Source organism: Okeania hirsuta (assembly GCF_003838195.1).
Lineage (GTDB): Bacteria > Cyanobacteriota > Cyanobacteriia > Cyanobacteriales > Microcoleaceae > Okeania > Okeania hirsuta.
The window spans coordinates 1-15,412 of sequence record NZ_RCBY01000179.1 but is presented as its reverse complement, the minus strand read 5'-3'; the positions used below and the strand labels follow the sequence as shown (position 1 = coordinate 15,412).

7 protein-coding genes and 1 pseudogene are annotated in these 15,412 nt (G+C 35.7%); 5 read left to right on the top strand and 3 right to left on the bottom strand.

The window, feature by feature from the left end:
* Nucleotides 1-9 precede the first annotated feature (9 nt).
* The 4 genes from pcrA to D5R40_RS23550 all read left to right on the top strand — a co-directional run bounded on the left by pcrA (nt 10) and on the right by D5R40_RS23550 (nt 7,694).
* On the top strand, nt 10-2,358 hold the full coding sequence (pcrA, locus tag D5R40_RS23565) for a DNA helicase PcrA (protein ID WP_124155293.1): 2,349 nt from the start codon (nt 10-12) through the stop codon (nt 2,356-2,358).
* A gap of 1,078 nt (nt 2,359-3,436) precedes the next feature.
* Nucleotides 3,437-4,135 carry a Crp/Fnr family transcriptional regulator gene (locus D5R40_RS23560; RefSeq protein WP_205127475.1) on the top strand — a complete coding sequence of 233 codons (699 nt, stop codon included), beginning with the start codon at nt 3,437-3,439 and terminating at the stop codon, nt 4,133-4,135.
* A 544-nt stretch (nt 4,136-4,679) separates the two neighbouring features.
* Nucleotides 4,680-5,606, top strand: coding sequence for an AraC family transcriptional regulator (locus tag D5R40_RS23555; RefSeq protein ID WP_124146412.1), 927 nt, complete (start codon nt 4,680-4,682; stop codon nt 5,604-5,606).
* Nucleotides 5,607-5,999: 393 nt separating this feature from the next.
* Complete coding sequence (locus D5R40_RS23550) at nt 6,000-7,694, top strand: PP2C family protein-serine/threonine phosphatase (protein ID WP_205127476.1); 1,695 nt, start codon at nt 6,000-6,002, stop codon at nt 7,692-7,694.
* Nucleotides 7,695-7,976: 282 nt separating this feature from the next.
* Here D5R40_RS23550 and D5R40_RS23545 read toward each other — a convergent pair whose 3' ends face one another.
* The 3 genes and pseudogenes from D5R40_RS23545 to D5R40_RS23535 form a co-directional block, all read right to left on the bottom strand.
* Complete coding sequence (locus tag D5R40_RS23545) at nt 7,977-8,195, bottom strand: NfeD family protein (protein ID WP_240039111.1); 219 nt, start codon at nt 8,193-8,195, stop codon at nt 7,977-7,979.
* A gap of 704 nt (nt 8,196-8,899) precedes the next feature.
* Nucleotides 8,900-9,780 (bottom strand): annotated as a pseudogene (locus D5R40_RS23540) (cation:proton antiporter); the annotation flags it as partial.
* Nucleotides 9,781-10,646: 866 nt separating this feature from the next.
* Complete coding sequence (locus D5R40_RS23535) at nt 10,647-12,725, bottom strand: cation:proton antiporter (protein WP_124146413.1); 2,079 nt, start codon at nt 12,723-12,725, stop codon at nt 10,647-10,649.
* Between the two features lie 582 nt (nt 12,726-13,307).
* Here D5R40_RS23535 and D5R40_RS23530 point away from each other — a divergent pair.
* Entirely contained in the window at nt 13,308-15,239 is a 1,932-nt protein-coding gene (locus D5R40_RS23530) for a bifunctional serine/threonine-protein kinase/formylglycine-generating enzyme family protein (protein ID WP_124146414.1), read from the top strand.
* Nucleotides 15,240-15,412: the final 173 nt, after the last annotated feature.

The window sequence follows — 15,412 nt, the reverse complement described above, 5'->3', positions numbered from 1 at the left end:
TACCCAACTATGCAAACTACTGACTTTCTGAGTGAGCTAAATTTATCGCAACGCCAAGCAGTACAACATTTCTGCGGACCAATGCTAGTTGTGGCAGGAGCTGGTTCTGGCAAAACTAGAGCGCTCACCTATCGCGTGGCCCATCTAATACGTCATCATCGGGTACATCCAGAAAATATTCTGGCGGTGACATTTACAAATAAAGCTGCGCGGGAAATGAAGGAGCGGATCGAAAAGCTATTTGCTGGGCAACAAGCAGAAGCAAAATATGGTAAACCATTCTCAGCATTAACACTGGAAGAACAGACTAAGTTGCGATCGCAGGTCTATAAAAGTATTACGAAACATTTATGGATGGGAACTTTTCATAGTCTTTGCGCTCGTATTCTGCGTTTTGATATTAACAAGTATCAGGATGAAAAAAAACGTCGTTGGGATAAAAATTTTTCTATTTTTGATGAAAGTGATGCTCAAACTTTGATTAAGCAAATTGTTACGAAACAGCTCAATTTGGATGACAAAAGATTTGAACCTCGTTCGGTTAGATATGCTATTGGCAATGCTAAAAATAAGGGAATGTCGCCTCTAGAATATCAAAGGTCAGAACCAGATTATCGGGGGCGGGTAATTGCTGAAGTTTACGGTATTTATCAAGATAATTTGGCAGCTAATAATGCTCTTGATTTTGACGATTTAATCAGAATACCTGTAGAATTATTTCGGCAAAATGAACAAGTATTGGCTTATTGGCATAAACATTTTAACCATATTTTAGTAGATGAATATCAAGATACTAATCGGACTCAATATAATTTTATTAGATTTTTAGCAACGAATGGTGAAGACCCTAAATATTTTAATAAATGGGAAAATCGTTCTGTTTTTGTAGTTGGAGATGTAGACCAATCTATTTATTCTTTCCGCATGGCAGATTATACAATTTTGCTAGATTTTCAACATGATTTTGGAGATGGTTTGGCGGATGAAGATACCCGGACAATGATTAAATTGGAGGAAAATTATCGGTCGCGGGAAAATATTCTGGAAGTGGCAAATAAATTGATTGAAAATAATACTCAACGTATTGATAAAATTCTCAAACCAACGAGAGGTTTAGGGGAAGAAATTTATTGTTATGAGGCGGAAAGTGAGTTAGAAGAAGCGGAGTTTGTTTGTAGTAAAATTCAGGAAATTACAGACCAAAACCCAGAGTTAGATTTAGGGAGTTTTGCTGTACTTTATCGGACTAATTCTCAGTCACGCGCCCTGGAAGAAGCTTTAATTCATTACGATATTAAATATGTGATAATTGGCGGATTGAGATTTTATGACCGGAAGGAAATTAAGGATTCTTTGGCTTATTTACGGGTCATTGCTAATCCGGCTGATACTGTTAGTTTGCTCAGAATTATTAATACTCCGAGAAGGGGTATTGGTAAGGCGACTATTGATACTTTGGTAAATGCTTCTTTGGAGATGGGAATACCTTTATGGGAAATTATTAATGATGAAACTTCTGTTAATACTTTGGCTGGTCGTTCTGCAAAAGCTGTGAATAAATTTGCTGAGATAATTAAGCATTGGCAAAATGAAGTAGAAAATTTGACGGCGGTTGAAATTGTTGAAGGAATTTTGGAGGATTCTGGTTATATTGAAGAGTTGAAAAAAAAGGGTACGGAAGAAGCAGATAATCGACTGGCAAATTTGGGGGAATTATGTAGTGCTGTTGCTCAGTTTCAAGAGGATAATGAGGATACAAGTTTAGGAGGTTTTTTGGCAAATGCTTCTCTAGCTTCAGATTTAGATAATCTACAAGATGGGCAGGAAGCTGTGTCGTTAATGACTTTACATTCGGCTAAAGGTTTGGAATTTCCGGTGGTTTTTATGGTTGGTTTGGAAGATGGTTTATTACCTCATTTTCGCAGTAAGAATGACCCTTTGTCTTTGGAAGAAGAAAGGCGACTTTGTTATGTAGGAATTACGAGGGCGCAGGAACAATTATTTATTTCTTATGCTACTGAAAGGCGACAATTTTGGGGAGCGCGAGATGTCGCAGTTCCATCTCAATTTTTGGCTGAATTACCGGAAGATTTGATTAATACTAATGGGATGAAAAAGGTGATTTATCGTTCCCGTCGTCAAAGCAAAAATACTAAAAATACTTCTGTCAAAAAATCGGCAAATAATCAAGCAGAAAATTGGCAAGTAGGCGAGAAGGTGATGCACAAAAGTTTTGGAGTAGGACAGGTAACTAATGTTTTTGGTGGAGGACAAAAACTGAGTTTAGGTATCAAATTTGGTAAAAGTAAAAAAATTATTGACCCTAAAACTGCACCGATGGAAAAGTTGGAATATTGAAGAAGGAGTCAGGAGTCAGGAGAAGAAAGTATTGAAGAAGGAGTCAGGGTGTTGCATAAATGCGCTTGGGATTTTAATAGTTTTGTGGAAGTGGAAGTGGAATGAGCATCTTGCCCGTTCCTGATATTTTCCCTATTCTATTTCTAAATTCCCCGGTCTCACATCCGGATAATGATATTAAATCTGGTAACATTGAAGAAGGAGTCAGGAGTCAGGAGTCAGGAGTCAGGAGAAGAAAGTTTTTTGTTTGCTGGCGCACAACTGCGTTAACGCGGAGCGCAGAACGGAGTTCTATCGCTAATTAAACGAACATGATATTAAACCCATAAGGGAAAAGTCCAGTAGTGGACTATAGCGCTGTATGCAGGCAACAGCTCCGGAAGGCAACAGCTCCGGAAGGGGGAATAAAAAGCTGATAAGATCAAACTTTTAGCTATTGGACAATTCCTACAATTTGTAAATATGCCAGCGCACATTGCTATAGAAACAAAAATCTATTGCAAAGTTTTAGCTGTGTCAGTCCACTACTTAATCTTTTGTTGACAAACAGTCTCTAATATCAAATCCGGGGGAATTGGACATCAAAAAATTATCCAATCGTCATAACTACTAAATCTTTGTGATTCTCTCTCCTCCTGACTCAGTCCTCCTGACTCGGTCTTCCTCGCTTCAAAAGATTTTATACTGATGCTACCGGATTTGATATAACTGATAACTGAATTGACCTTATTTCCTATTCGAGAATAACAGTTATTTGTGGGTATTCAACTAGACACAATATTAAGAACTATATCAAAAGCTTTGACTTTAATATCAAAGTTAAATTAATGATGAGAAACAAATAAATTAATAATGAGAATTTGATTAATAGTATATAAATTGCTTCTAAACTGGCAATAATTAATAACTTATTTGAATGAAAGCTAATATACTTGACTGAGCATTCTGTTATTGCTAGGGTAGTTATATAAACAAAAAATAACCATCAATTATCAATTTATAGAAGTTTGGATCGGATTGTCCACAACTGGAAAATACCCTGTTATGACATTCTTTAATAAACTTCTAATGCTGAAATTTGTGTGATTTTCTTTGTTATTTCTGGAATAATCGTTCCAAAAAAACTGATAAATCTCACTCGACAGGAGAAGCAAAAGTGCCGACGAAGCTCTTAGATATAGATATCCTTCCTTCTGATTTACGTCAAACGATCGCCAAGCGAGAGTTGTCAGAAGAGCAAAAACTATTCTGGCAGGGAGACTCAGCTCAAGCAGTCTTTATTGTCAAAACTGGGCGACTTAAAATAGTGCGCTACAAAAGTTGTGGAACAATAGTTAGGTTATGTACTGCTACAGCAGGAGATATTTTAGCCGAGACAACACTTTTTTCTAGCAGATATACCAATACAGCGATCGCAGAAACAGCCTCACAAGTAATGGTTTATCCGAAGAAACATTTTTTAGCAGCTTTGCATAGCTATCCCGACCTAGCTCAAGATTTCATGGCAATTTTAGTCAGAAAAAATCAATGCCTACAACACCATCTAGAATTACGGGATATCAAGACTGCCCACGAACGAGTGCTTCAATATTTATGCCAGATAGCTAGACTTTCTAACCAGACATCTGTCAATTTAGATAGACCTCTCAAAGAAATAGCTGCTGAGTTAGGGTTGACCCCAGAAACTCTATCTCGTGCCCTCAAACGCTTAGAAAGAGATGGTCTGATTAGTCGCTCTCAACGTGCGATCGTCCTACATAATTATTCTATTGCTTGATGATAATCAATCCATTCTTGTATTGAAATGAACTTCATATTTAATTAATTTTATGTACTATATGGCAATTAGCACTCAGTGTATTGCTAATACAAAGCTAAAGTCAATTCAGTTAACCTCTGATATCAAATCCGGTTAATACTTAATTATATAGTTGGGAGTAGGGGAGTGGGGGAGTGAGGGAGTAGGGAAGATTGAATATTCAAGTAATTATAGAATTATCAACATATATTATATAACCAGATTCTATATTACAGAGGAACTGCGTTATCAGTACTTTACTGGAATAGGAAGGCAAAATTATCAATCTTCAGGACTTACGCACTGACAATAGATATGGGATTTTGGTGTGTTAGCGGTAACGTAACACACCCTACTAATAGCACTGTAATAGGGAGACAAAATTATCAATCTTTTCGATCACTATTTTCTCAGCCACCAATATAAGGAAAGGGTGCGGACATATCAAAAGCTTAAAACTTAGACAACGCAAAATTCTTCCTTCTTTCTTCTTCTGCTATACAAAAAATCACAAGCAAAAAACATGATACTACAATCTAATGTAATTCCTCAATCATCAAAAATACCAGACCAACCAGAATCTAGGAAACTGTTGATATCAAGTAAACAGAATAATTGGCAAGGTATTCTGCTACAACGTCTATACTATTCCGCAGCAGAAAGTAAATTTTCCTTACCTGCTATACCAGAAGAACTACTGATAATTCACTTAGACTATCCTTGTCACATAGAGCGATCGCTAAAAGGAAAATACGACCGGGGGAGAATAGTGCCTGGAGATATAACTGTTGTGCCAAGTGGAGAACTTTCCCAGTGGCATATTCAAGGAAACCCAGACTTGTTATACATATATTTAGCACCTTCGCTCATGGAAAAAGTTGCTAATGAAGTTGTAGAAGTAGACGCCCAGCGAATTGAACTCGTAGACAGATTTACTCTGCGCGATCCATTTATTCGTCAGGTCGGGTTGCTGTTACTAGGGGAACTAGAATCAGGAGGAGTAGCAGGTAGGTTATATGCAGAGTCATTAGCATATTCATTAACAGTTCACTTAGTCCGCGAATATTCCACTATGAGTTTAGAAGTTAATGAGTACCGAGGAGGATTATCAAAATATAGACTTCGCCAAGCAATTGAATATATTAATGAACATTTAGACCGAGATTTAAAACTAACTAGAATTGCTGCTGTAGTTGGTATGAGTCAATATCATTTTTCCCGGTTATTCAAGCAATCAATGGGTATTACTCCCTATCAATATGTCATTCACCAAAGAGTAGAACTGGCAAAAAAATTATTGAAACAGCAAAATATCAGCATTACAGAAATTGCTTTTCAATGTGGTTTTTCTCATCAAAGTCACTTAACTAAAATATTTCATCAACTTACAGGTACTACTCCAAAACAATACAAAAATCAAGTTATATCATGTCCGGTTGAATACTTATAACGACGGAGGAGTCAAGAGTCATTCCTCAGGAGTCAGGAGATAAGAAAGAAGCAATAAGAAAGAATAAAGAGGAGGAAAAGGAGAAAGTTTTTTATCACTAATTATCCGGACATGATATTATTTAAAGTAGATTTGATCGTGAATAAATTTGTACAGTTTCAGAGAGAAAAATTAAATTTTTGTATACATAAAATCACAATAATTGTTAAAAAAAATATATAAAGAACATAATTTATAGTGAGTATTTTTAGATATAGCGTTTCTCAAGTTAATAAGGTACAGTTGTTTTTCTTCTTTTCTACTCCCTACTCCCTACTCCCTAAAATCAATGAATAAAGTATGAGATTTTAGAGTAAAGCAGTCAAATAATATATATAATAAAGGGCAGAATATATGTTATCAAATAATTCAAGTTATCAAACCGAAATTGAGATGAAAAAAAATCAACAGAATAGCAAACTATCTAGTATTCAAAAGTTAGCTCAGTCAATTAATGACCGACTAAAATCAAAATTGTCTCGTCGTGTAGTGTTATGTGTTTTTACTAGCATTATTGTCATTGAAGCTATTCTTTTAATCCCTTCTCTCAAGAGAAGAGAAAAAGAACTTCTATCTCAAATTAAGCAAATGTCTTCTGGAAAAGTTGCTTGGATTTTGATTACCTATCCTGACGCTTCAAATACAGAACTTGTCAATCATTTATCAGAACTTATGCAACATCATCCTACCATTTTAGGAGGTGCTGTTTATGATACTAACAAACAAAAAGTAGGTACATTTGGTGAGTTTCCAGAATTGTCACTTTCTGAAGTAAATAATTCCAAAAAACTCTTCTTTTCCACCAGTAGTAATGTTTATCGTTATGATGACTTAATTTGGTCTGGAAAAGATATGCAAACAGACTATAGTATTATTATTCGCCATGATTGTTCTAATCTAAAACCAGAATTAGTAGCTTATATTTCTCGAATTATTGGTTTAGTTATTATCATATCTCTGTTTTTGACAATTACAGTTTGGCTATGTTTAGAACCAATTGTAATTAACCCTATTCTACTATTAAGAAGCGATTTGAATCAAGCAGGGGAAGCAATATATAACGATCAAGAACCACCTGCATTTAGCTCAACTTATCTCCAAAGACAAGATGAATTAGGAGAAGTAATTAATGCCTTTGAATTAATGTTTATCAAAATTTCTCAAGCAATTAGTGAGCGGAAAAAAGCTGAAGCAGCTTTACAGGAAAGTCTAGAAAAAGTAAAAACTTATTCTCAAGCTCTCAATTATGAATTAGAGCAAGGTCATCAGATGCAGAAAAATTTTCTGCCTGCTCAAATTTCGCAACAAAATGGTTGGGAAATTGCGAGTTTCTTTCAACCAGCTAGACAAGTTGCTGGTGATTTTTATGATGTATTTGAACTTTCTAATCATACCGTAGGATTAGTAATTGCTGATGTTTGTGATAAAGGAGTAGGAGCAGCATTATTTATGAGTTTATTTCGTAGCTTAATTAGAGTTTTTTCTGGTCAAAATTATTTTGAAGAAATGAATGAGGATTTAGGAGGTGAAAAAGATAAATTGTATTTAGATAGAGGTCTAGCTACTGAAGATTGCTATCATGCTTTGAAAGCTGTATGTTTGACTAATAATTATATTGCGAAAAATCATGGCGAAGTGGGAATGTTTGCCACACTTTTCTTTGGGGTTTTAGACATAAATAATGGTAAAATTACTTATATTAATGGTGGTCATGAACCACTATTTATTATTAGTGCTACAGGAGAAATCAAGGAGGAGTTAAATTCTACAGGTCCAGCAGTTGGAATGTTGCCCGATATGAAATTTAAAATTGAACAAACTCACTTAGAAGTTGGTGAAATTTTGTTGGGTTACACAGACGGAGTACCAGAAGCTCGTAATGGTAAAGGTGAATTTTTTACCAATGAAAAATTGCGGTTACTTGTGGAGAAAAAAGCAGCTTCGGCGGAAGGTTTACTCAAAGAAATATCTACTAGTGTTTTAAATCATACTGGTAGTGCCACACAGTTTGATGATATTACTTTATTGGCTGTACAACGACAAGTTTAATAACAAGTCTGATAAATATTTGCTACAAATAAATAGGTGATTTTTTAGGAGTCAGGAATCAGAATGAATGGCTTTAATACCAGTTTTTAGGTCAAAAATTCTCTTTTTGTCAAAGGAACATCAGCCAAATTGTATTTTTGACAATTAGCACCCTAGGAGCGCATTAAATTATTCTGATGTTTACTTCTCCTCTCAGGAGCAGTAGGAGTGAGTTCCCTCTTAGTAGAGACCTTGCATGCAATGTCCCTACCCACTCCCTCACTCCCCACACCCCCCCCACTCCTAAAAAGGGCGTACTAATAATGTAATTCCCTGACGACCGATAACTGCAACTTCTTCACCAGGTTCAAGAGTCATGCTGTAACCTCTAAAAAGCATAGCAGGCCAATATGTAGCTTTGAATTTAACTCTTCCAGGTTCATCAAAAGTAATCTTTTCATCGACTACACCAACTTGAGGTTTAGAAAACATTTTGGGAGTATTATTACTAAATTTCTGCATTACTATTCTTCCTTTATTCCTTAAATTTGAGTCAGTATTAATTTTTTTAATGTCCCCATAGTTAGAAAATCTTGAAAAGCTTAAATACTTGATTTATTGTCCTTAAATAGCACTACATTTTGCTTATGTTGTTTTCCGGAAATTATTTAATTCGCAGTTCTAATAATTTTTGTAGATATATATACTTATACCAATTTTACTTTTACCGAAAAATTGTGGTTTAAAGCCTCCCCTTGATCGGGGATAATAAAGAAAAATTTTCATCTCTTTGTCAATCCTCTTCTTTTCAAGGAGAGGTAATTATTCATTATTCATTATTCATTATTGAAGCGAGGTTGCACAGAATTAGGTATTAGGTATTAAGTAGTAGGTGTTATACCAAGCGTGAAAAAAGAATAAAAAAATAGGTAGTAGGTGTTAGGTGATATGGCAGTGGAAGGAAAAGGCACAGACATATCAAAAACTTAAAACTCAGACAACGCAAAATTTTTCCTTCTTCTTCCTTCTTCCTTCTTCCCTCTTCCCTCTTCCTTCTTCCTTTTTCCCTCTTCCTTCACTTAAGAATGAGGTTCGCCAAACAAAACCAAAGAACAATTTAACTCTTTCAAAACCTCATTAGTCACATCACTAACAGCCAAACCACCAGCAGTACGGCGACGCATAGAACGCAAAACAACTAAATCAAAAGACCACGCCATTCTAATAATTACTTGAGCTACATTAGCCGGAACATCCAAAATTAATCCCATATCTACAAAGAAAAAAGGAATAAACAATGTACTGCCAATAAATTCCACTTTTTCCTTAACAGGACAATTTCCAACAACTTCATTCACAGCAATACCAGCTAAGAAAGCTCCCACAATAATATCAACATGAATTATTTGTGCTTCTACACTAGCAATAAATACAACTAACATTATGAATAAAAATTGATTTCCCTCTTCATCTCCAGTCCGACGGAAATATTGTTCCCTTAACCATTTAAAACCAAACAAAACAACTACTGCATAAATAGCTAATTCTCCTAACTGAATAATCAGACTAACAACAGAAAATTCTCCCGCATTAACCGACACACAAATTGCCAGAACTAATAAAGCCGCAATATCAGTAAATATTGTCGCCCCAATAGTCACAGTAACTGCTTCATTAGCCACTACACCCAATCTATTAACAATGGGATAACCTAAAAGAGTATGAGGTGCAAATAGAGAACCAATTAAAATCGAAGCATTCCAACTAAAGCCAAAAATTCTACCAACTAAAATACCTGCAATAATGGGGATAAAAAAAGTGTCAAGCCAAAACCAATAGAGCAATTTATAGTTTTATTAAATTGTTCTAAATCAATTTATAAAGCTATCACAAACATCAGATATATTTTGCCAATATCTGATAGTAACTTCATAGTTTCTGTTTCACTATTGAGAAGCTGTAAACCATGAGGATCTAGTACAACTCCTCCTACTAATAATCCCACTAAACCAGGTAGTCGAAGACGTTCAAAAATTGGCGGAATGCTTAAAATAACCAGTAGAAGAATAGTGAAGGCAACAATTGGAGTATTGGGCAGCAACTTAATTACCTCTGATTAAAATTTTCATTATATTAGCAAACCTTCTAAATTTGGTATAACAATTTAAGTTAGCCTGTTCAGCTTACAAATCAGCTCTTAATCCTACACTTAGGTAATACTTCAGTTATTCAGTAATTAACACTGGTATTATTACCTTTTTGCTAATAATTAGCAAGTTAATCTTAATTATTCTTATTTTTACCGAATAATTAAGGTTTAAAATCTCTCCTTTAAAGGAAAAAAAAGAAAAAAATTTACGCTCCGCGTTACTCCTCTTCTTTTCAAGGAGAGTTCATTAATGGATAATGGATAATTACCTCTGGTTAAAACCGAGAGGATTGAATATAAGGAATATTCTCTTTTTTCCCTTTAAAAGGGGAGGCTTTAAACCAGAATTATTGAATAATTAATTAGGACTTGCTGATTAATTCTCAAAGTATTGATAAATAAAGGCTAAAGCCTTTTTGGGGTTCAAAAAAGTGCCAGCTTTTCGGTGCCTGTGAGCTGCAAAAAGCTAGTATTTTCGGCTGACTATGCTAGAAAAATCATTCTTACAATTCTTACTCCTACTTCCTCCCTCATTCCCCGTTCTTCCTGTCTCCTGTCTTCCCCTCCTGGGAGGGGTTGGTGGGGGTAGGACGCGGAGATAGGATGGAACAGGCAACGGTTTCGGTCATTTTATGTGAAGAAATTTTCTTGAATTTCAGAAGAAAATTTCAGTATTTTGAGGTAAATAAGAGCTATAAACTCGGAGATAAACTGAATATAAAAAGCTCTTAAGCATTAGCTATCCTGACTTTTGGCTTTATGAGCGCAAGCCCTAATTATTAATTATTAATTATTAATTATTAATTGTTTACTATTCCCTAAAATTAAGAATAAGGTTCTCCAAATATAACAACTGAACAAGTAATTTCTGACAAAACTTTAGTAGTAACATCACTAACAGATAATCCTGCCGCAGTACGTCGTCGCATAGAGCGTAATACTACTAATTGATATGATTTTGCTGCCTTACTAATTACAGGGGCAACATCATCATAACGAATAATTTTTATTCTTGATTTTACCTTGGTTTTTCCTTGAGAAATAAGTTGAGAAAGCTGAGCATGAAACTTAGTAATTTGTTCTTTAGAAGTCTGGCGATCGCATACATGAAGTAGAGTTACAGAAGCTTGATTAGTATCAGCAAAAAGTTGAGCAAAACGTACAGTTCTTAATGCCTGGGGAGTAATCTTTTTAACAGGTACTAAAATCCGATGAATATTAATCGGCTTTTCCAACAAACGTACCACAGCTACCGGGCAATGAGCAGACCAAAATATTCGGTCTATTATATTTCCAAATAAACGAGCTTTAATACCAGTATTTTTGTGCCAACCCATGACAATTAGACTAGAATTTTTTTCCCGTGCTGTGCGACTAACACCTTTAGCAAAATCATCATAAATTCGGATTTCTGGAGTAGCTTCAACTTCAAAACTTTGACTAATTTCCAAAGCAGAACTTAACCTTTTACTGCTCTGTTGTAAAGCCAAATTTAACTGAGGAGAATCCATATTGACGTAACCTTTAACTATGGATAAAGGAATCATTAAACCTCCCTCATGTTTTGCCAACATTACTGCCATTTCAATTAAATATTTTGTTTGTTCTGGAGAAAAATATACTGGCACTAATACAACAAACTTATGGTTAACAATTCCATCAACCCTCTCTGTAAAACTATCTAGAATTTGCTGATGAGTTTCCCACCAAATCAAAGAATTATCCGATGTAAAATCTACCTCTGGCAAAGAAATTTTACTCGCAAATTTAGCAGTAATAATCGGACCAAAAATAGATGTTACCAACATCAAAAAAATTACACTATTAAATATTACCTCTGGCAATATTCCTACTTGCAAACCCACCAATGCAGCAGCTAAAGTAGCAGCAACTTGTGGCATTGATAGAGACCACATACTCATAGTTTCATACCAATTATATTTATAAATCTTTTTTGCTAAAAATGCAGCTAAAAATTTACTTCCAAGCAAACCAAAAATAATAGATAAAGTTAATTCAAAGCTAGTTAAAAAAGTATTGACAAAAGCAGACATATCCAGCAATAATCCCATATCAACAAAAAAACAAGGAATAAATAAAACACTGCCAACAAACTCTATTTTTTCCTTAACCGGACTTTTACCAACCACATCATTAATCGCTAAACCTGCCAAAAAAGCACCAACAATTTGATCGACATTAATCAATGTTGCACCCAAAGCAGCAATAAACACAACCAACAAAACAAATAAAAATTGATTACTTTCTTGATTAGTAGTTCGCCGGAAAAATTGTTTACCTACCCATTGAAAACCCCAGAGAATTACTCCCGCATAAATAGCCAAACTTCCCAATTGAATTGCCAAACTAATCACAGAGAAATTACCAGCATTAATCGACACACAAATTGCCAAAACTAATAAAGCAGCAATATCAGTAAAAATAGTCGCCCCAATAGTAACAGTAATCGCTTGATTTCCCACTACACCCAACTGCTGCACAATGGGATAACCTAAGAGAGTATGAGAAGCAAGTAAAGAACCTGTTAAAATCGCACCATTCCAACCTAAACCAAATATTTTGGCAACAAATGTACCAGTAATAAGTGGCAATAAAAATGTGGCAATGCCAAAACCAAGAGAGCGGTCTTGATGTTTTTTAAACTCTATTAAATCAATTTCTAATCCCGCGACAAACATCAGATAAACCTTACCAATGTCTGATAATAATTTCATCGTTTCTGTTTCGGGGTCTAGTAATTTTAATCCATCTCCACCTAAAATAATTCCTGCTACTAATAAACCCACTAATCCAGGTAGTCTGAGACGTTCAAATAGAGGTGGAAGAGTTAAAATTACTAATAAAAGAATCGTAAATGTAACAATCGGATTTTGTGAAAGCAACTTTGTTATCCCCTAATAAAAAAATATCCTATTACCTCTACTTTATAGTAAGAAGTATGGCGCTACGCGCAAGTCAGAAGTTAGAAGTTAGAAGTCACAAGTTAGAAGTAATCCCTGACTTAGTTTGAGCATTTATAAATTTCCGCGCCCTATTTGCGTAGTGCTATAAAAATTGAAGAAGGAAGAAGAAAAAAGTGGATGGGTATAGTTTAAATCTGTTACTTTAGGGTATTTTTAGGGCAATCAGAAAATAACTTATACACAAGAAACAGGATTTTTAAAAGAAGCGATTTGGAAAAATTTTGAAACAAAGCTAGGCAGTGTACAAAGAAATTTGATAACTGATAACTGATAACTGATAACTGAAAAAAGGGGGTTGACAAAAAAACTTGACATGATATCATAAGTATAATGGAAAAGGTGCGCTCATATATACTCAAATAAATGAGGCCAAAAAAACCATATTTCCCTAACTTAACAGCAAAATTAAATTACACAGGTTGAAAAAATTTTGAAACAAGGCTAGATAGTATACGAAGAAGTCTGAATATCTGAATAACTGAACTGATAAGTGAAAAAATCATGCAGTCTGGAAAAATCCTGAGACAACGATACAAAATTATTCAGTCCCTCGGACGTGGAGGATTCGGAGATACCTACCTAGCTCAAGATTTAGACTTACCAGGCAAACCTAAATGCGTAGTCAAACACCTCAAACCCAAAAGTTCAGACCCAGGAACATTAACCATTGCCCAAAGATTATTTGAAACAGAAGCAGAAACCTTATACAAACTAGGCAAAGACTCAGACCAAATACCAAAACTATTTGCCCATTTCCAAGAAGCAACAGAATTTTACCTAGTACAAGAATATATAGAAGGGCAAGATATAAGCAAAGAACTAACATCAGGGAAAAAATTAAGCGAGTCTTACACTATTACATTACTCAAAGGAATATTAGAAGCATTAGAAAAAGCTCATCAAAACAATATAATTCACCGAGACATCAAACCACAAAACTTGATGCGTCGCAGGTCAGATAAAAAAATAGTATTGATAGACTTTGGAGCAGTCAAAGAAATAACTGTATTGACTACCAATCAACCAGGAACAACTATTTTAACTGTGGCAGTAGGAACACCTGGTTATATGCCAAGCGAACAAAGTAACGGCAGACCAAAACTGAGTAGCGATATATATGCAGTAGGAATGGTAGGAATAAAAGCACTGACAGGCAAAGACCCCCAAAATTTACCCACAGACCCAAAGACAGGAAATGTTATCTGGCGAAACCAAGCAAAAGTAAGTAACTATCTAGCAAATATATTAGATAGGATGGTGCAGGAATATTTTCCACAGCGTTATGAAAACGCCACAGAAGTATTAGAAGCATTGAGTGAACTTGTACTAGCAAAAACGACGGTAAAAGTAAACCCACCTACACCGACACAAACATCAACAGCAAAAGTAAACCTACTCACACCCACACTAGCACCAAAACAAGCAACAACAGTTCCATCCCCACCCCAAACCCAACCTAATAAAACCAGAAGAAAAATATTGATATTAGGAGGTTTAGCAGGAAGTGGGTTTGCAGCAGCAATGTTAAGTAAAGATTGGTGGAATCAACCATCTCCAGAAATTATTCCTACTCCTGAACCAAAACCAGCACCACAACCCAAAACTTCCATTCAGAAATTTACCACCCTTACAGTCAACAGCAGAGGACAAATAATTAGTCGCCGTCAACATCAAGTAGAAGTAATCATAGAAAACCTCGGTAATGGAGTTACCCTAGAAATGGTAAAAATTCCCGCAGGCACATTTCTCATGGGGTCTCCAGAGACAGAAGCAAAAAGATTTGAGAATGAAGATCCCCAACATTATGTGGATGTGCCAGAATTTTTCATGGGAAAGTATCCAGTAACTCAAGGACAATGGCAAGCAGTTATGGGAAATAATCCTTCTTGGTTTAAAGGTGCAAGGCGTCCTGTAGAAAGCTTAACTTGGTACGACGCGACAGAATTTTGTCAGAAACTTTCACACTGGACAGGTAAAAAATATAGTTTACCCAGTGAGAGTCAGTGGGAATATGGCGTCCGTGCAGGAACAACCACACCATTTTATTTTGGCGAAACTATAACGTCTGAGTTAGTTAACTTTAATGGCAATTATACTTACGCTGATGCACCAAAAGGAAAATATCGTAAAAAAACAACAGATGTGGGAATTTTTCCACCCAATGCTTTTGGTTTATACGATATGCATGGCAATGTCTGGGAATGGTGTCAGGATGTTTGGCATGATAATTATGAAGGTGCGCCTACAGATGGTAGTGCTTGGGAAAATGGAGGTGATAGTAATTACAGACTTCTCCGTGGCGGTAGCTGGAGCAGTGATTCTAGGTATTGCCGGAGTGGTAGGCGTGGCAGCAACTATGGCGACAGCTTCATCTTCTATAGGGGTTTTCGGGTTGTCTGGTCTGTGTCGGTAGTTTCTCCCTTTCGTTCCTAGGATTCTTCCCCTTTCTTCTTTTCCTGTTTTCACCTTTTCCCTCTTTCCTGCATCCATCCGTATATCCGTGGCCAAATCTGTGTGTGCTTTTTCTTTTTTCTCTTCTCCTGCTCGCTCCATGGGAGAAATTTTTTTTCAGAGTGGGAGAAGTCGTGGCAAGACAAGGATTTTGC

Coding starts and splice junctions, on each gene's coding strand:
- pcrA (WP_124155293.1), top strand. CDS start 10: ATGCAAACTACTGACTTTCTGAGTGAGCTAAATTTATCGCAACGCCAA.
- D5R40_RS23555 (WP_124146412.1), top strand. CDS start 4,680: ATGATACTACAATCTAATGTAATTCCTCAATCATCAAAAATACCAGAC.
- D5R40_RS23550 (WP_205127476.1), top strand. CDS start 6,000: ATGTTATCAAATAATTCAAGTTATCAAACCGAAATTGAGATGAAAAAA.
- D5R40_RS23545 (WP_240039111.1), bottom strand. CDS start 8,195: ATGCAGAAATTTAGTAATAATACTCCCAAAATGTTTTCTAAACCTCAA.
- D5R40_RS23530 (WP_124146414.1), top strand. CDS start 13,308: ATGCAGTCTGGAAAAATCCTGAGACAACGATACAAAATTATTCAGTCC.